The organism is Lutibacter citreus (assembly GCF_003260195.1).
Taxonomy (GTDB): domain Bacteria; phylum Bacteroidota; class Bacteroidia; order Flavobacteriales; family Flavobacteriaceae; genus Lutibacter; species Lutibacter citreus.
On record NZ_QEIH01000001.1, the window covers coordinates 525,768 to 545,260 of the forward strand.

Annotated in this window: 17 protein-coding genes; 2 read left to right on the plus strand and 15 right to left on the minus strand. The window is 28.1% G+C overall.

The window, feature by feature from the left end:
- Positions 1-5: 5 nt before the first annotated feature.
- Positions 6-1,319, plus strand: a complete 1,314-nt coding sequence (locus DAD81_RS02055) for an ATP-binding protein (RefSeq protein WP_111706562.1) — start codon at positions 6-8, stop codon at positions 1,317-1,319.
- Positions 1,319-3,451, plus strand: coding sequence for a DEAD/DEAH box helicase (locus DAD81_RS02060; RefSeq protein ID WP_111706563.1), 2,133 nt, complete (start codon positions 1,319-1,321; stop codon positions 3,449-3,451). Before DAD81_RS02055 ends, DAD81_RS02060 begins: the two co-directional genes overlap by 1 nt.
- Positions 3,452-3,546: 95 nt before the next feature.
- Here the strand turns inward: DAD81_RS02060 and DAD81_RS02065 are convergent, their stop codons facing one another.
- The 15 genes from DAD81_RS02065 to DAD81_RS02135 all read right to left on the minus strand — a co-directional run bounded on the left by DAD81_RS02065 (position 3,547) and on the right by DAD81_RS02135 (position 19,487).
- Positions 3,547-5,505: a DUF2779 domain-containing protein gene (locus tag DAD81_RS02065; RefSeq protein ID WP_111706564.1), complete on the minus strand. Its 1,959-nt coding sequence runs from the start codon at positions 5,503-5,505 to the stop codon at positions 3,547-3,549.
- Between the two features lie 31 nt (positions 5,506-5,536).
- Positions 5,537-7,549 carry a cytidine/deoxycytidylate deaminase family protein gene (locus DAD81_RS20960; RefSeq protein ID WP_111706565.1) on the minus strand — a complete coding sequence of 671 codons (2,013 nt, stop codon included), beginning with the start codon at positions 7,547-7,549 and terminating at the stop codon, positions 5,537-5,539.
- Positions 7,550-7,747: 198 nt separating this feature from the next.
- Positions 7,748-7,999: a KTSC domain-containing protein gene (locus DAD81_RS02075; protein WP_111706566.1), complete on the minus strand. Its 252-nt coding sequence runs from the start codon at positions 7,997-7,999 to the stop codon at positions 7,748-7,750.
- A 6-nt stretch (positions 8,000-8,005) separates the two neighbouring features.
- The gene (locus DAD81_RS02080) at positions 8,006-9,763 is read right to left on the minus strand and encodes an ATP-binding protein (protein WP_111706567.1); all 1,758 of its coding nucleotides are present in this window, start codon (positions 9,761-9,763) and stop codon (positions 8,006-8,008) included.
- 2 nt (positions 9,764-9,765) lie between these two features.
- Complete coding sequence (locus DAD81_RS02085; RefSeq protein ID WP_111706568.1) at positions 9,766-10,803, minus strand: SIR2 family protein; 1,038 nt, start codon at positions 10,801-10,803, stop codon at positions 9,766-9,768.
- Between the two features lie 9 nt (positions 10,804-10,812).
- Positions 10,813-14,133, minus strand: coding sequence for an Eco57I restriction-modification methylase domain-containing protein (locus DAD81_RS02090; protein ID WP_111706569.1), 3,321 nt, complete (start codon positions 14,131-14,133; stop codon positions 10,813-10,815).
- Positions 14,134-14,284: 151 nt separating this feature from the next.
- Positions 14,285-14,827, minus strand: coding sequence for a hypothetical protein (locus tag DAD81_RS02095; protein ID WP_111706570.1), 543 nt, complete (start codon positions 14,825-14,827; stop codon positions 14,285-14,287).
- A gap of 127 nt (positions 14,828-14,954) precedes the next feature.
- Positions 14,955-15,233, minus strand: a complete 279-nt coding sequence (locus tag DAD81_RS02100) for a hypothetical protein (RefSeq protein WP_111706571.1) — start codon at positions 15,231-15,233, stop codon at positions 14,955-14,957.
- A 236-nt stretch (positions 15,234-15,469) separates the two neighbouring features.
- Positions 15,470-15,700, minus strand: coding sequence for a hypothetical protein (locus DAD81_RS02105; RefSeq protein WP_111706572.1), 231 nt, complete (start codon positions 15,698-15,700; stop codon positions 15,470-15,472).
- Positions 15,701-15,726: 26 nt separating this feature from the next.
- Positions 15,727-16,317 (minus strand): ParA family protein, encoded by a 591-nt coding sequence (locus tag DAD81_RS02110; protein WP_111706573.1) that lies wholly within the window; start codon positions 16,315-16,317, stop codon positions 15,727-15,729.
- Between the two features lies 1 nt (position 16,318).
- On the minus strand, positions 16,319-17,212 hold the full coding sequence (locus DAD81_RS02115; protein WP_111706574.1) for a relaxase/mobilization nuclease domain-containing protein: 894 nt from the start codon (positions 17,210-17,212) through the stop codon (positions 16,319-16,321).
- Positions 17,212-17,814: a hypothetical protein gene (locus DAD81_RS02120; RefSeq protein ID WP_111706575.1), complete on the minus strand. Its 603-nt coding sequence runs from the start codon at positions 17,812-17,814 to the stop codon at positions 17,212-17,214. The genes DAD81_RS02115 and DAD81_RS02120 overlap by 1 nt, the downstream gene beginning before the upstream one ends.
- A 6-nt stretch (positions 17,815-17,820) precedes the next feature.
- Entirely contained in the window at positions 17,821-18,165 is a 345-nt protein-coding gene (locus tag DAD81_RS02125) for a plasmid mobilization protein (RefSeq protein WP_111706576.1), read from the minus strand.
- Positions 18,166-18,322: 157 nt separating this feature from the next.
- Entirely contained in the window at positions 18,323-19,018 is a 696-nt protein-coding gene (locus DAD81_RS02130) for a P-loop NTPase family protein (protein WP_111706577.1), read from the minus strand.
- A 10-nt stretch (positions 19,019-19,028) separates the two neighbouring features.
- Positions 19,029-19,487 (minus strand): helix-turn-helix domain-containing protein, encoded by a 459-nt coding sequence (locus DAD81_RS02135; RefSeq protein WP_111706578.1) that lies wholly within the window; start codon positions 19,485-19,487, stop codon positions 19,029-19,031.
- Between the last annotated feature and the right edge of the window lie 6 nt (positions 19,488-19,493).

Sequence of the window (19,493 nt, forward strand, 5' to 3'; positions counted from 1 at the left end):
AAGATATGGCATTAAAAATTAAATCAAAAGAAGCAACAGCAATAATAAATTCACTTTCGGGAGGTGTAGTTCCTAGGATTGGAGTTCAGTATATTACAGTTGGTAGGCAGCTAGAAATTGAAGCTTTCACTTCAGCATTAGATGATGTGAAAAATGGTCATAGCATGGTGAAATTTTGGATTGGAGATTTTGGGTCAGGAAAATCTTTTATGCTTCATTTATTAAATATCGTTGCAACAAAACAAAAATTTGTTGTAGCCAATGCTGATTTTACACCGGATAACAGACTTTATTCTAATGATGGTAAAGCTGTGGCTCTATATAGTGCAATAATGGATAATATAGCAATTCAAACAAAGCCAGAAGGTGGAGCTTTACCTACTTTATTGGATAAATGGATTGAACAAGTTGTTTCTAAAACGGCGCAGCTTAACAACATTCCTATTACTAAAATTAGGGATGAATGCTATTTTAATCTTATTCAAGAAAATATTATGCAGACAGTTAATGAAGTCACGGAAACAGGAGGTTTTGATTTCGGAGTTGTTGTAATAAAATATTATGAAGGTTATATTAAGAATGATGACTATTTAAGAAGAAGTGCCTTAAAATGGTTGAAAGGGGAATATCGGACAAAAACAGAAGCTCGTCAAGATTTAGGAGTTCGAGAAATTATAAATGACTTGAATTATTATGATATGCTCAAAAATTTCAGCCGTTTATTCGTAAGTATGGGATATAGTGGCTTTATGATTAATCTTGACGAGGCAGTTAATTTATATAAGATTTCTACTTCAGCAACAAGAGCAAAAAATTACGAAAAGATTCTAACCATATTCAATGATTGTTTTCAAGGAAAAGTAGCAAACTTGTTTATAAATTTTGCAGGAACTAAAGAGTTTCTTGAAAATGAGAGGAGAGGTTTGTTCAGTTATGATGCATTAAAGACAAGATTAGAGTCAAATAAATTTGAAACTGCAAAGCATCGTGATTTTGCTCAGCCAGTTATTAAGCTAGCTCCGTTGGACCATAATGAGATATTTGTACTTCTTAAGAAATTAAAGGAAATTTTTGATTTAAATTTTGGAATTGAACTGAATATTTCAGAACATGATATCCAATTGTTTATGGAAGAAATATTTAATAAACCGGGGGCTGATGAGTTTCTAACTCCTCGTGAGGTTATAAGGGACTTCTTAAATATCTTGAGTATTTTGAGGCAAAACCCTAAGGCTGATAAATCGAGTTTGATTTTAGATATAGAGATTACGGATGAAAGACCTGATGAAAAAAACCTTGATTCAATTGAAGAATTGTAATGTCATATAAGTTATTATCAGAACCAGTTCGAAAATATATACGTGATAAACGTTGGGAATCATTGCGCCCTATTCAGGCTGCTGCAATATCAAAAATATTAACTACGGATAATAATTATATTTTAGCATCAAGGACTGCATCTGGAAAAACTGAAGCGGCATTTTTACCTATACTTTCAAAAACAGACTTTAACCAAAAGGGAGTGCAAGTATTGTACATATCACCCTTGATTGCATTAATTAATGACCAGTTTTTTAGGATTGAAGATTTATGTAAGGATTTAGAAATTAAAGTAACAAAATGGCATGGGGAAGCCAATAGGTCTTTAAAAACGAACTTAATTAAAAATCCGAATGGAATAGTTTTAATTACACCTGAATCATTGGAGGCCATGTTCGTAAATGCTCCATATAATGTTTCTTTGTTATTTGGGAATTTGAAATATATTGTAATCGATGAAATACACTCTTTTTTAGGTGTTGATAGAGGTATTCAATTAATGTCTTTACTTTCTAGAATTCAACAATTAAATAAGTACAAAATTACAACTATAGGTTTATCTGCTACAATTGGCAATGACAATTATGTTGAAGCTAAAAAAATAACAGGTGATGTAACTAATACTAAAGTGTTATTAGATAGAACAAAGAAAGAAACAGATGCAAAGTTTAAATATTTTAAAAATAGTTCTGCTGAGCTTTCTCTAGATTTATTAAAAGATTTATATCGTGAAACAAGTGAGAGCAAGGTTCTTGTATTTCCTAATAGTCGTGGAAGAACTGAAGAAATCGCTGTGAAGTTGAGAAAAATTTCTAATCTTGTTGGAGGTCACAAGAATTATTATTCACACCATTCCTCTGTTGATAAGGAAATTAGGGAAAGTATTGAGTATTTCGCAAAGAATAATGAAAGATTTAATTTTTGCATTTCTTGTACTTCTACTTTAGAGCTTGGTATTGATATTGGTACCGTTGATAAAATTGTTCAAATAGACTCTACTCACTCTGTTGCCTCACTTGTTCAAAGAATGGGCAGAAGTGGACGTAAAGATGGAGAAAAAAGTATAATTAATTTATATGCGACAAATGAATGGAGCCTATTGCAAACATTAGCCTGTTGGCAATTGTATAAAGAAGAATTTTTAGAACCTATTAAATCAGCTAATAAACCTTACGATATTTTACTTCATCAATTACTTTCAATAGTTAAACAATTGTCTGGTTGTAAAAGGATTGATTTAGTAAATCGTTTAAAAATGAATATTGCCTTTGAGATGGTGCCAGAAATTGAATTAAATTCAATTATAGATGAAGCAATTGTGTTGGATTATCTTGAAGTGATTCAACATGATATAATTTTAGGAATTGAAGGAGAAAACATCGTAAATTCTAGAGAGTTTTATAGTGTGTTTATATCGGAACCAACATTTAAAGTAATGCATTCAGGTAGGAAAATTGGAGACATTCCTTTTTCTCCACAAATTAAAATAGATGAAAATATATTACTTGCAGCAAAAATATGGAAAATTAGAGATGTTGATTTCAAAGGTTCAAAAATTGAAGTGATATCAGCATTTGATGGTAAAAAACCTATGTTTTTTGGTGGTGGAGGAAATATTCATGAAAAAGTAAGAGAACAAATGCTACGTATATTAAAAACGGATGAATCTTATGATGAATTAAACTTAGAAAGTCAATCTATATTAAGAGAATTAAGGAATGACTTTAGAGGATTCGAAATACAGTATTATAATCATGACCGTCCTGTAGTAATTAAGGAGAATAAAATTATTATTTATTCATTTACTGGAACTAAAATAAATAAGAGTTTAAGCTTCTTAATAAACTTAACAGGGACAAAAGTATCACTTGATGACCATAGCAGCTGTTTCGAATTGGAAATGAGTTATAATAGTTTTAAAGGACTAATTACCCTAATTAATGAAGTGTATGAAAAAATAGATTCACATCTTAGTTTAGAACTTGAGAAAAATGAATCTTTATTGGGTTTTTCTAAATGGGGTTCATATTTACCAATGAAATATAAATGTGAGATTGTAAAAGAGAGATATTTCGATTTTGAATCAGCAATTTCTTTTATTAATAACTTAAATCCAATTGTAGTTGATTAGCAAGCGTAAAAATATGCAACTTAATAAATTGTATATTCCGGACTAAACTAGCTCCACAGAGAGCATTTGACACTATCCCATAAAGGATATAAGTCTTAAAAAATTTCCTTAAAATGCTCAAATATCATTACCATTGCTAGTGTGTCTAATTCACAATATTTAAGTAACGCAGAGGATAATTCATCTATTTCTGATTGTGTCATATCTGTATATTGTAGTTTGCCATAGGCCGTTAAAGCAGCACCTCCATTGTCTATATCTTCAATTTCAGATAAAGTATTTTCTAATTGTTCTTCGGACCAACCTTCAAAAACAGATGGTAACATTTTATATGGACTATTTACTATTTCATTTTCAACCTCTAGCCAAATATGATTTTCTGAAAAGTTTTTACTTGTAATTTTTATATCTTTTATTGGTTTAGAATATTTTTCTTGTAAAAATTTGCTAGAATTTAGTGAAGCTGGTAAAACTTCTTTGATAGAATTAGATCCTTTTGTTAATGGATTGTAATAAAAGTTTTTTTCTATTTCCCACAAATCTATCATATCTCGTTCTCCTTTCCATTTTATGGTACTTTCTTTTTTTGAATGAGAAATATGCTGAATAAAATCTATCAATTCTTGTTTATCAGCTTCATTAGAAGCTAATAATTGAACATAAATTGCATTTAAAATTGTATTTTCATGATTAGAATATCTAAGTATTGAACCATTATCATTTTCTAAAGCTTTTTTTAAAGCTCTAATAAACTCAAAATTCGGAAAGAACCCTGCTTTGTTATTTATGTATTCATTAGCGTGCTCAATCTTTCCGTCTTTGTGATAGATATGATGTGAGAATTGGAAAGCAACTTGCTCATAAGGTTTCAATCCTTTGCTAAAAGGCAGAGCAACTGTACTTGTCTCAAAATCTATAAAATGTAAAGGATAGTTCCAGCTTTCTATTTCTTTTTTCAACCCTTCTTTATCTACAAAAAGGGACTTATCTTTTTCAATAGCCTTTTCTATTTGTAGAATTTGTCTATTTGATGTTGTTAATTTATTAGCATCTAACTTTAAATCTATTATTTCTTCGGTAAGTTGATCCTTAAAAAAAAGACCTTGTTCAAATATTTTATTTCCTTTTCTAAAATTATAAATATCAAAAATATTTTCTTTATTAAAATCGGCTTTTGTCCACTTGTGTTGCTTTATAAAACATTCTTTGAACCCTGATTTTAAACCATTTTTATCATCTTCAGGAGTACATTTAAATTCGCAAGCTTTACAAGTAGCATAACTTGTTGGCCAATTGGCATAATTATCTTTTAAATAATTGTTTTTTAAAAAAGTAATTGATTCTAAAAAGCCTAAATTATCATGATATTTATGTTTATCAGCTTCTATATCTGCCACTATTTGTGAAATATTTTTTCTTCCTAAAACAGGATTTCCTGTTTCTGCTAAGGTGTTTACTTTTTTTGTTATCCCTGTTCTGTTTCCTTCTTTGTTACTAATTCTAAATAATTGATTTAACCCATCTATACTAGCTTTTTTAGTTTTATCAGCCATCATTAAATAAGATTGTATATTCCAAGTAGGAAAACATAGTTGAATGACGTGTTTTTGAAAAGCGATATCGAATAAATAAGGTTTCCAACTAGAAACCATACTACCTCTTTTACCTATAAATAGATAATCATCATCTGGTGTGAAAGATTTAGATTTTACTTCAATAAGCTCAATGCTATTTCCTTTTTTCACTAAGACATCTACTCTTATAAATAACCCATCAACAAGAAAAGCAGGCTCATATATTATTACATTTTCTTGCGTTAATAATGTTTGTGTTTGTTGCCAGAGTTGTTCGTATTCTCCGTCCTTCCCTTCAATAAGTACACCGTTAGGATAGTGCATACGTGCTAACTCCTCTACTTGAAAACCACCTTGTGCTAATGCTTGTAAAAAAGGATCTTCTTGCTTTTTATTTGCATATTCTTTTTTACGAGTATAGTACAATTTATTAGGACACTCAAGTCCTAGTTTAAAGCGCGATTTAGTTAGTAGTTTCATAGAGGTATAACTTTGTTAATTTAAAAAATAATTATTTATTGAGTTCTGGCTCTGATTCTTTTTTAGGTTTAGGTGTTGGTTGAATTCCCGATCTTAAAATAGTTTCATCTTTTATAGTCATAAAAGGTTCATATAGTTTTTGATAGCCTCTACCAATAACACCTTGAAATTGATATACATTAGGATTAGAACTGCTTTTCATTCCTCCTTGAAGAATGTGTTGTTGAGATATTCCAGGATATAAATCAATATAGAAAATGTTTTTTATTCCTAATTGAAAGGCTTTTTTAGAACACAACTCACAAGGAGAAGCTGTTGTAAATAAATTTCCATTATATAAACCTTGACCACCATTTTTAGCAATTTGTAACATGGCATTTTCTTCTGCGTGTAAAGATCTTGTATGTACCTGGTTATTTACGCCTTCGTAATTATTGTGAAAAGTTTTAAAACAATAAGCACAGGGTCTTCCTTCTAGGTTTTTATTTAAATTAGTAGAAAACTTAACAAAATCAGATTTTATTTTTTTATTAAAACTTTCACCATCATCATACGTGTAATCTGTGTTACCTAATTCAAATTGTGTAAAATCTTTTTCTTTATTGTTAATTAGATCTCTTAAATCTCTATTTGCACAAGGTGCTTGTCCTTGTGGTACATCATTCCATCCAATGCCCTTAACAGAGAAACTAGAATCGGTTACAACCGCACCAACTTGTCTTGAAATACAACCAGAATTTAACTTTGTGGTATGTGCAATTTGCATAATACGTTCAATATAAGTAGGTGTAATTAAACCAGGCTGTTGTATAAGTGCAATAAGCTTTAATATTTGTAAAGAATGAGGTTGATAAACATAAAATTCATTTGTTTTTTCTAATTCCTTATCTTTTATTTTATCTGCTGCAGAAGAATATGTTTTTAGTATAGTTTTGTTATCTTCTACTCTATTTAAATACATGTGGTAATCTGCTTTTTGAACACAGTTTTCGACATCGAAGCTATCAAAAATCCCTTTTTTAAACTCTTTAACTTTGTATTCAGTTTCATCTAAATCTGAAATTAGTTTTAAATTTTCTTCTTTATCTGTTTTAAAAGTGAGATTGTCATATTTTTCTTTAATTCTATTTTTTCTTTCAGCTTCATTACAGTTTGAGGCAATCATGTAAAAACCAGAATACTTTTCTTTAAAGTACATTAATTCATAAGAATTTTTTAACCTATCAATAATTACATGAGCTACTTTATCCTTATTCACACCTAGTGATGCTTTTCTATGAATTTTAATTAGTTGGTTAATTGCATTCGCAATAATATAAATATGATTTAATCCTAAATTTTCAGAATCTTCTTTTATTACTTCTATTTCTAAAGTCCCAAACCTTCTTAAACAATAAGCACTTACATGCATTAGTTTGTGTCTTAAAAATGGACTGTAAGCATCTAGTTGTTTGTAAAATAAATTTGCAAATTGTTTATAGTTTTCATTGAAGAAGAAATTATCTTCTGTTTTATCTAAGAAATCTAAAAGAGTATCTTTTTCAAAGGTTATGTTTAGTTTAGTTAATGGTTCTTCTAAGGCATCTTTAAAATCTGTTTTTAAAAATGTATCACTTCCTTTTGCAAGATCAACTGTTCCTCCAAATCTAGGTGTTATAAACTTATCTTTTTCGGGATAATCATCTTTATAGTTTCCTAATCTACATATCCAACTAGAAATGTTATTTGCAAATTTTTGTGAATTTTCATCATAATTGTGATGTAACATAAATAAGAGCAAAACATTCCTATAATCTAAAACATCAAATTTCACCCAATTACCTTCGTATTTAAAAAAGTCATTTATTCTACGAATTTTACTAGATTCACCATCACTTATATCTTTGTATATTTCTTGAAAATTCGTGAAAAAATCTATCTGTTCTTTATCTAACTTTTCTTGACTTAAAAGTTTTGTTATTTCACTTGAACCAGACTGCATTTTTCCTGTTAAACCTAATAAAATGAAATTTTTTCTTAGTTTGTAAAAATTATTTAAACTCATATTTTTCTTTAAACGCCTCTTTTAACACCGCTTGTATTAGCATTTGGGCATTGGTTTCACTTTGTTTTATTTCTTCTTCTAATTAATGTGATAATATATCTTGTATATCTATTGATGTACCACAATTAGGACATATTATTTGGGTTTGTTTTTTACCTTAATAATTTCAGTAGTCTAAATTGATAAAAATAAAAGGGACTATTTATATTGTTCGGGTATGTATCCAGCCTTTTTTACTAATTGATGTAAAGTAGAGCCATATGATGGTCTACCTTTACTTTTACTTATACATTCTTTGTTTAATATTCGTTGAAAAATTTCTATAGGTACGTTGTCATACTTATAACCACTTTCATTTTTGAATTCAACGTATAAATCTTGCCCTGAATGAGCAATTCTAATTATATTGTCTGAATCGTGTCCAATTTCATTCCATTCTAAATTTTCCATATCATATTATTTTTGTATCCATCTTTCGATAGTATTTGTGTAACTAAATTTTTCATTTTTTTCTTTTTTCCAAATTCCAATCTTCTTGTCAAAATCAATATTCTTGACAGATTCCAATAACGGAACTTTTACTTTCATAGGTATCTTCATTGATTCACCTATCACAAAAGCATCTCCATTTCCAAGAGATGGTAATGACTTAAGAAAGGTTGAAAAATTGTTTGGAGCAAATTTGATAATTTGAGATTGGTCACTACTATTTGTTAACCTAAGCGCTATGAAAGTGCTAACTTGAGAAATAATCGCATTTGGTATTTCAACTGGTCTTTGCGAAATAATCATAGCTCCAATTCCAAACTTTCTCCCTTCTTTCATTATTCTTTCAACAGATTTTTGGGAAAAACTATTTTGAGTATTTGAATTTAGGTATTTATGAGCTTCTTCAAAGCAAATTAATAATGGCCTACCTTCATAGGATTTATTGATTTTTAACGAATAATAAATTATATCAAATAATAGATTAGAAATAATTCCAATTACAACGTCAAGAATGTTGTATGGTATTCCACTTAAATTTAAAACTGTTATTTGTTTTTTATTTTCAATCCAGCTAGAAATTAACTCTTCAATATTTTTTTCCCCTTTTATGAATTCATCATTGCCAAACATAAATCTAAAATCATCATTACTGATAATATTTAAAATAGAATCTGAAATACCTCTAAAATTAACTTCATTGGATTTATAAGGAGCAGTTCCAATCACTGTGTAAACTTGAAATTCAGGCTTTTCTAATTTTTCTGCATTTCCTTTTAATTCAGCTCCATGTTCATCAGTTTTATAAGCATAGTTCTTTGGAACTCTTTCACCAGAAACTGTATATGTTCCATATCCTCTACTATAAAATTCTAACCAAATTTCTTTTATATTAAATGGAATAGGAGAATTTATATCAACATCATTAAGACTAATCTTATCTTTCAATTCACCTCCAGAAATAAAATCTTTCTTCATTTGAAGTATTCTATCTCTAAATAAATCAGTAGCAGAAGACATTGTATTTATTTGAAAACCAAATAGTTTACATAAGGTCTCAAAATCTAGCATCCAATAAGGGATAATGAACTTATTTTCCTTACTAAATACAGAAAATTCAGTAGCATCTTTATTCAGGTAATTCATATATTCCCCATGAATATCAATAATAACCGACCTTGAGCTAGGGTATTCCGAAACAATATTATTTAGTAAATAAGCTACCGTATTTGATTTCCCACTTCCAGTACTTCCTACAACTAATGAATGTTTAAGTATGAATTCATTTAAATTAACATAAACTGGTAGACTATTAGAGAAGTAATTGTCACCAATTTTAATCGGGTACTTAACATCTGATTTAAAGATTATATTAACATCTTCTTCATCAATTATGTATGCAAAATCATCTATGCTCGGAGTTATTTTAGCTCCACTTTCAAATTCGCCATGAATAGTTTTATAACCTAACAGAGCTACATTTATTACTTTTTTATTAATAATACTATCTCCTGATTGTAAAAACGTTGAAAAAGATTCAACAACACAATAAAGACAGGTTAAGCCGTTAATGATTTTAATAAAACTTCCAACTTGGCCAATTCTATAAAGATTTCCTTTATGTATAATATTGTAATTATTAAGCTCTTCACTTACTTCAATAATTACTCTCTCAGAATTAACTTCGATTACTTTGCCAATTTTACCATTTATAAATTCTTTTTCCATTATTAAATATTTTCCTCATCAGCCTTCATAGGCTTATTTTGATTAACTAATGAATTTACAACTGTAATAAAATTATTAAAATCACCAATGTTTGTGCTACTTTTAAATTTAGATTTTGTTTTATTTACAAATTTCTGTTTATCTGAATAAGCCGAAATATTAGGATATTTACCAAGTACATCTATACATTTGTTTAGTGTTTTTTCATCATAACAAAATGCAAAAACAGAAAGTCTAGAATTATTGTTCAAGCCATTTATTATAATGTCATTTACATGGTCATCAGAAAACGAATAACCCAATATAAGTAATACCTTTTCATTATTTAATAAATACTTCCGAAACCTATCCAAATATGCTATAAAAGGAGCTTTTCTTGATGATAAATATTTATCCATTGAAGGGTATATTAATAAATCTTCATATTCAGAATTCGTATTATTTTCAATAAATATCTGCTTTGTTTTGGATTTTTTAAAATTAAGAGATCCATGTAATTTCCATAATTTCGTCCAACTTTGTTTAACATAAAGTCCTGTGAAATCATCTACAGAATCAGCCATAAAAAATGGTTTTACATTCCCTATAAATCCAGAAAAATATGGTAAACTATTCTTCTCTAAAGCATTTTCCACTAGCAAATCATAATTTAAAGTAAACACTTCCTTTTGATTTTCTCCATTAATGAAGTTAAGCCAAATAACTAAATCAGATAACTTATCAAATGGTGTTTGAATAGATAACTTTTTAAATATAGTTTCCTTAATATCCTTTTCGATAGTTTCAACCAGGTCTATGGTCAATTCATTTATCTTTTTATCACCAGAAATTAGTGTTTTTAATTGCTGAACTTTGTTTAATATAGTTTCGACATTATCTTCATCTTCTAATAACTCATTAAATTTCACATTGTCAATTTTCTTTCTAACATCTTTAGTCAAATCTTCTACATTTGGCAATCCACAGGCTTTAGATACTCCTGCGCCCATCAATAACCCAACTTGTTTAGGTGTTGCTAATATTTCTAATAAATTTTCCATAAATGATTTTTAACTATTCTCTACAATTTTAATTTCCTCTACCGTTAACCCATATAATTCATATACCATAGCATCAATTTCTTTATCTGTTTGGTTAATTTGATTTTGTAGTTCTTGTGCTTTTTGTTTGTTTTCTTCAAATAAATCTAACCACTCAAATTCATCTTTTTTAGTTAGTAATGGTACTTCTTGTTGGTTTGCTTTTAAACGTTCTTTATTGGTCGCTTTAATCGCTTTATTTAGTTCTTTAATAAAATCTCCAAAATCTAATTCATCCCAATTTTGTAGTTTTTTAGTTAGTTTTTCTATTTGGAATTGAGATTGAAGGTATTTTGTAAACTTACCTGTAATATTTTGAAAATATTTAGTATTAGAAAGCATTAAATTAACCTTCTCAACATATGGTATTTGACCTTCTATGCTTTCAAGTTTTGGTAATGGAAATGGTTCTAAATATTTTGTTTTAAATCTAAAATAACCACCTCTTAAAACTGCACCTGTCTGTTGTAAATAAAACCAAAAAACAGAAGAATTTAAAATCGCTAACCAAAATTTATTATCACATTCTACATTTTGATTCTTTTCAAGCGTATAAACTTGAGTATTATGATAATACCCATAAGTATCAATAGTTAAATTACCTCCAAAAGATGTTTCTGGAGTTACAATTTTTTCTTGTTCAAAAAGGCTCATTTCTCTTGATCTATGAAGACTATACCAAGCTTTAGGATTAGTTTTATATCTAATCTTTTTTTCTATTAGCTCATCTTTAAAAGGAAGCATATAATCATAAGCCAAAGGGTAGTTTTCTTTAAAGTATTCTTCTTCGAAAGGAATAGTTTTTCCGTTTTTCTCATAATGAGGATATAAACAAAAATAACTATTGTTTAAAGAGGCATACTTTTTCACATCCTCACCTTTTAGTAAAGGCTTAACCGTTTCCGCTTCAATAGTAATATTCTGTCCTATTTTATCAGAGTAACCAATAAACAAATCTCCTTGAATATGACCTTTCATTAAAAATATATCATCTCCAACGGAAACTACACCTTGACTGATGTTTTCAAAAACATCTTTTACAGTCCAAGGTTGTGAATGTAATTTATTAAAAAGTTTTTCTATTGTTTGATTCGTTAAATTCCATTTATCCTTTGATAAAGAATCGTAATTCGCAATTTCAAAATCAAAAATATTAAAAATCTCGTTGGGTTTTATTTCTTTAAATTTTATTTCTGAATTGTTATGTTTTAAGTTAATAATACAGGTATATGTTGATGCATCAGAAAACACCATTTCTGAACCAAACGTGAGTATAGACTCAACAGATTTATTTTGAATAAAAAAATCTCTAATACCTTCACCAAAATCACTAACTAAAAATTTATGAGGAAGTATAAAGGAAACAATACCTTTTTTCTTGATTAAAAAGAATGATTTTTCCATAAAAAGCACATAAACATCAAACCTACCTGTTGCTGATTTAAATGTTTTCTCATAAAATTCTGACTCTTTACTAAAATTCTTTCTTAACCCTTGAACTCTTAAGTAAGGAGGATTCCCGATGACAACATCAAAACCACCTTTTTCAAATATTTGAGGAAATTCTTGTTCCCAATTAAAGGCTTTATCACCAGAAATTGCTTTATTATCAATTAAACTATTGCCACATTTAATAGTGTTACTTAAATCGTTTAATTTACGCTTTGGTTGTGCGGTGCGTAACCATAAAGAGAGTTTTGCTATTTCAACAGATTCTTCATTTAAATCTACACCGTATATGTTGTTTTCTAATATCGTATTTTCAATATCGCTAAATACCAAACCACCGCCTAATAGTTTTGCTTTTAGTTCATCAATATAATGGTGCTCTTTTATTAAAAAATTTAAGGCTTGGTTTAAAAATGCTCCAGAACCACAAGCAGGATCACAAATAGTTAATTGCAATAACCAGGCTCTATAATCATCTAGTATTTTTAGTAGGTTTTCTAAGGTTTCTCTTTGACGACCTTTTCTACTTTTGTAATATTCTTCTTCTTTAAAAACTAGAGCTTGTTTTTTCTCTTCACATAATTTGCCAACCGTATTTTCAACTATGTATTTAGTAATGTATTTGGGCGTGTAAAAAACACCATCTTTTTTACGTTTACTTGTTTGCTTGTCAAATTCGCCTCCTTCAATTTCAGCATTTACACTTTCAATTTCATTTAAAGAGTTTTCAAAAATGTGTCCTAAAATATTTACATCTACTTGGCTTTCAAAATCGTACTTAGCCAGTTTACTAGTGTATTTGTATAATAACTCACTATCAATTACTAATTGGTCTAAAATAGGGTCTGGCTTAAACAAACCTCCATTATAAGCGTATATTTCGGCTCTTTTACCCACTTGCTTTCTTCCAGAATCTAAGTAGTTAAAGTATTGTTTAAATAGGTTGTAAAGCGGTCTTTCATCCCCAAATTCCATATCCTCTTTCCACTTATCTAAAATTTGAATGGTTGAATTTGGTGGTAATAAATCTCTATCTTCAGCAAAAAATATAAATAGGAATCGATCTATTAATTTTTGAGATTTTTTAAAGAGTGTCAACTTTACATTTTTCTCAAATTGATGCAATTCTTTTTCTTCAGAAGTACTCGATTCTGAACTCAATTCAGAAGAACGAATTAGTTTTAAATCCTTTGCATTTTTTTTAACTAAATCTCTAAATAATTCACGCTTAAACATTGAATAATCTGAATAGAAACTTTTTGTTATTTTCTCTTCTTCAGTTATTGATTCTTCTTTAATTATTAAAGGTAAATTATTAAATATGTTTTCTTTATTTAAACATAAATAGAGTAACTCAAATTCTTGAATTGTGAGTGTAAATAGGTTGAACTCTTCATACTCCGTTGCATCATTAATATAAAATCGTAGTTTTTCGTAATTTGAAGTTACTACATATTCACAACCTTTTTGATTTGCTTTGTAATCAAATGCTTGTTTACGAATACTTTCTAAATCTTTAGTTTTTGTACCTTTTAATTCAATAACTGCAATTGCTGTTTCTTCTTTTAAAATTGCACCGTCTGCTTTTTGAGCATTGGTTTGATTTTTATATTCTGCAACTAAATTAAAATCTACATTTGGCTTAATGGTATATCCTAAGATATTTACAAAGAGTTCCGTTAAAAAAATACCTTGATACTCTTCTTCTTTTGACTTTTTAATATTTTCTTGAATACCAGTATTGTGAAAGTATTTTACATATTTTTTATATGCTTTTTGGACAATAAGTTCGTCCTGTCTATTCAGGTAATTTTTAAGTACTGAGGTTTGATATAATGCCATTAAGTAAATTTCGAATTAGCAATTCTATTTGAAATCAACTGTTTTGCTGATTTATCAAATTTAAGCAATAAATTTACAAAACCTTTTTATATAATTATAGAAAAATACATTTATATAAGAATATAGGTATTAGTATAATTGAAAAATAAATTTAACTGCAATAATTCTCGATTGTTTCTAGAATGTTTTGTCTTGTATATTTAGTTACCATAGACAAATCGAATTCTGAAGCAAAGTTGGCAAGTAGATTTTTCAACTCTTTAATTAAATCATTATCTAATTCTGTAAATTCGGGCTCATATATTTTATGTGCTAACTTTCTTCCAAATTTGAAATCAAAATCGGCATCAGAATGTTCTATGTCAATACCATCATCATCATTATAATCTGAATCTTGGAAATATTTCAAGTATAATTTATTTAAGGTCCAAAAATGTAGTGCTGTTGTTTCATCTTTATCTAGATTTTTCACAAAAGGATATATAAAATCATCCATTTCTTCTTCAACAAACACATCTAACACTCCTTTACAATGATTTACACTTTCTAAATGGTCGGTGATAATTTTATTTTTGCTATCTTTTTTAAATGAAAAATTGATTAATAATTTACGTAATACAATTGTTTTAGCATAGCTAACAACAATATTGTTTACTTCTTTTGTAATGTATAATTTATCATTAATTGTAATCATAGCTTTTTTTAAGGTTAAATATAGGGAGTCTATTACAAATAAGATTATATAATTGTACAATTATATATTTAAGTAATTAAAAAAATATTAGTATTTTTAATTATAACTAGTCACCATTGTAGTCACTTCATATTTTTTTTAAAAAGGACTCAAATAAGTTTATTGTAGGATTTTCAGAAAGTGCTTCTAATGCAATGTGGCAAGCTCCTTGTATTATTTTTTTTCTAAAATCCAAATCTTCATATGGAACAAATGCTTCAACTTGTGAAATAAATATAATCACTTTAAAGGCTAGTTTTTCATTATTGATAATGTTATTAAAAGTAGATAATTCTATTTCATTAGCCTGATATTGTTCTATTAGTATTTCAATGAGATACTTTGAATGGAAATTTGTTTCGTTCATAATTTTAGGAATAAAAAAAGCGTGGAACTGTATCTTATCGGTCTTAGTGGTCTCGCCAGAAACCTTTCCTCCAAATAAGAACAGCCCACGCAGAACGTGGGCGTCTTAACTTTGATATTGGAGGAATTAAAACTGGCGAGTTTCTAGACCAAATCAAAAGCTATACGCTTTATATTTAATATTAAATTTTTCTAATTTAAATTCAAATTTAAGTATTCTTTTTCTTAATTCTATATTTATTGTTTAGTTAAATAAGTTTCAATACTCTTATTTACAATTGACTTAATACTTGCATCTTCTTCTAACGCTTTTAACTTTAGTTTTTTTAGAAGTTCTTTCTCAATATAAAATGAGAATTGGGTTTCATCAGCAGTTTTTGAGTTTACAGGTGTTACTTTTTGAATTGTTTTATTACTGTTAGAAGATTTTGCTTTGTTAATGAGTTTATTAAAATCTGTTTTTTCCATAATTATAGATTTATAGCATTATATTTTCATACAAGTGCTGTTAATACTTCTTTTGTAAGATTATCAAGTTGTCTTTGAGCGTTTTTATTGCTTTTAATCCCTTTTTCTAGTACAGATCGTGTAATAGAAACGAGATCGCTAATATGTGTATTTGCAATTTTTATATTGTACTCTTCCAGTCCAATTAGTATATCAATCGTTAAAGTAGTATTCACTTTAATCATGTTAAAAACTACCATTGCTTGTCCAATTTTACTTTCTGATTTAATCAAATTAATGGTGCTTTCTATAGCTAGTAAATCTAAAAAACCTGCTTTCGTTGGAATTAAAATCAAATCAGCTAGTTGCATTAATTTTGATAAATGATTTGACAAGTAGGGTGGAGTAACTATAAAAATAAAATCGTACTCTAAATCTTTAATTTTTTCTATTGTATCCTGGTATGGAATGATATCAAAATCTGTCACTAAATCTTTTAATTGAGACAAACTTCCTTGTACATCCATATCAAGAACAGCTACTTTGGCATTGCTGCTGATATTTTGAGCTAGTAAAAAAGCTAGTGTTGACTTCCCAACACCACCTTTTTGGTGTGTTATGAGTATAATTTTAGTCATATTATAATCTTCTTCGGTTTTTACGTTTTTTTAGTTTCTTTGGAGCATCTTCAAAATCATTAGAATCTGAATTATTTTCGATTAAATTATTTACAGTATCAAATATTAAATCTGAATTAAACTTTTCAGTATTTTGTTCCGTATTCTGAAAAGTATTTTGTTGAGTATTCTGTTCTAGTTGTTGGTTTTGTTGGTGTTCATAACTTAATAATTTTTCAATTCCTTTTAGTGAAAGCCCCCTGTCAATTTTAGATCCTTTAAAATACACATCTTTGTAAGTGAACCCTATTCCTCTTCCAATTTTAACTTTAATTTCCTCATTTTTTAAATGAAATATTACATCATCTATAGAATCGGACATTTCAATAGCTTTAAATATCTTTTCTTTTAAAGGTTGAATTCGTTTATCAGAAGATTTAAAAACCTCATTATTCTTCACTGTTTCGAAAACTCGTTTAACTTTTCGAAGATTGTATTTTTTTTCAACCTCTCTACAGAAGTCCATATTTTTATAATGTGTGTAACTATCAGAAACAGCTTTATTATTTTCTGTAATCCTAGATGCAACTATATGAATATGCTCTTTTTTAGTTCCTTCCTCATGTACATATACTGCAAATGGGTTATTTTGGAAACCAATTTTAGCAGCATAGTCATTTGAAATATTTAGCCAGTCATCGATTGAAAGCAATTTCCTATCCTCAGGAGCTATCCTAACTTTAATATGAAATGTTGGTTTTAAGCATTTATCGTTAGATGCATTATTTTCTAGCATCTGTAAATAGATATCTTTGCTGTTTCCTAGACATTGATTTGAATAAATAATGTCTCCCCCCCTTTCGCAATACTCTAAAGCATTTTGAGTGTATGAAATAGATTGTAATTTGGTTATCATTATTGTAATTTTTTAAGTTCACTTTCTAACTTTTGTTTGCGCATTTCCTTTTTATAAACTTCGTTTAGCTCATTATATTCATTCATTAAAATAGCTTCTTTACTTTTTATTTTCTCAAATAAATTCTCCAAGTCTTGCGGTAATTCTTTATGGGATTCAAATTTTTTTAAGTAGATGTAGTTATAAAAAGTTTGGTAATTCTCTTTTTCTTGTTTTAATTCACTACGATTCAATAAAAATGGAGGGACATATTTTATAGCTGCCCAGGAGATACATATAAATGCTATAACAATAATTACAAATTTGGTATTAAGTGGGGAGTCTTTACCGAAAATAATACATTCATAATTATTGGTTTCGTTCGTGCCTATGCTTGATTTTAAAGAATTAGTGAGTTCTTGATTATAAGTATCAATTCTTTTTGAAATATTATTTTGTTGCAATAATAACTTATTGAATTCAATAGGTAGGTTTGTTAAAAAGTCTGATTCAGGTTTTTGAACAGTATCATTTTTTATGTCAATTTTAGCTGAAACTTCATCAAGTTTATCAACGATATTTTGCATTAAATTGAAAACAGCTTTGGTATTTGAATTTTCCATTACAAACTATAGTTTAGATTTTATTTCTAAAATGTGGTTATTAATATTTTTTATATCATTTAAAACAGTCTGTTGATCTGCCAACATAAATTTGACTCCAGAATTTAATTTTTTGGATATTTGATTCAAGTTAACTCCAATTCTAATCAATTCTGAGATGTAACCTTTTGTATCTAAATCTTGCTTTTTGACATTAAAAATTGGCTTTCCTAATTTTTCAAGGACTGAATTTCTTATAAAAAACGAAGCTCTTATTTGCAATAATTCACACTGACCATTTAGTAATTCTTTGTCTTCTGTACTTAAATAAAAGACTACTCTTTTTTTATTTTTTAGGATATTTTTATTCATAAATTTTTAATTTTAAATGGAGTAAAGAGAATATGAGATATTGCTCTTGCCAGTCGTGGGAAGTGCGCACACTACGTGTACAACATCCCGCCTGGCTATTCGCAATTGCATTGCTCATAGAAAAGGTTTTTTTGATTAAAAAAATGATTGAATTCTTTCATCTACGACTTTCTCCATCCAGTTTTAGAATATTAAACATTTCAATAAATCGATCTTCAATCCTTAATCCATATCGTTTTTTAATTTCTTGAAGTGTTAAATTTGAGGTTATATAAGTTTTGGTACCTTTTGAAATGAATTGAACATAACGTGCTTCTAAAATTCGAATAAAAATATCTTCTTTTCCATATATAAAAATATTACTAGCAAAAGGTTCTGAACCTAAATCATCTAGCATATAGTTGCCATTTGAATAGTATTTAATGACAAAATCTTTATTTTTTTCTGTATTAAATTTCATCACAACTTCTGATGTTTCAATTATTGGGAACCACAGGTTTTTCAAGGTGTATTTTTTTGAGATTTGATGTATAATAGAGAGGCTTGATGTTTTTCCGGCACCAGGGTTTCCGAATATAAATAAACCTTTGTTTAAGTCTCCATTATGAATAGTTTCAAAGGCTTCATCTTTTGAAAAGTATCGGCATAATTGGTTTAAGAAGTTTTTATTGTTAGTATCAATAGTGAATATTTTATTTTTGGAGGTATAATATTCTTTTGCTTCAATATTAAAAAGTTGCTTCAATTGATTTGTATCAATATCACTTTCTGATTTTTGTTTATTTTTTTTCCCTTTTCCTAAAATTAAAGAGTGTTTTTTTAGGATACTATTTATGGAATTTGATTGTTTCATTTTTTATAATTTAATTAAGAGGGGCACCTCTTTTGTTTTTTGGCGTGTCTAAATTATTTTCTTCAAAAGAAAAATCAATGGACTTATTAATTGGTATATTATGGTAGACATTTTTGTCTATGCTGGAAGGATTTTTTTGACTTTCTGGTTTAGACAATTTTGTCAATGCAGCTTCGCCAGTTTGAAAATTTATTTCAAGGTTACTCTTTAAGTATCTCTTTCTACCATCAAAATGTGTCTCAGTTATCCATCCCAATTTTTTTAAGTCTGAAATTAATCTTGAAACTTGTCTATCAGAAACACCTAGAAAATTTGAGATATAATTATTTGAAAAAAAGCAAGGTTTTCCATTCGCTGTAAAACTGTGGATTTCTATAAACAAAACTTTAGTTATCCATTTAGCCTCTGTACTTAAATAAATATCTTTAGGTATCCATACCCCAGTAAAAATCCTTTTTGAATTTTCCATAATAGC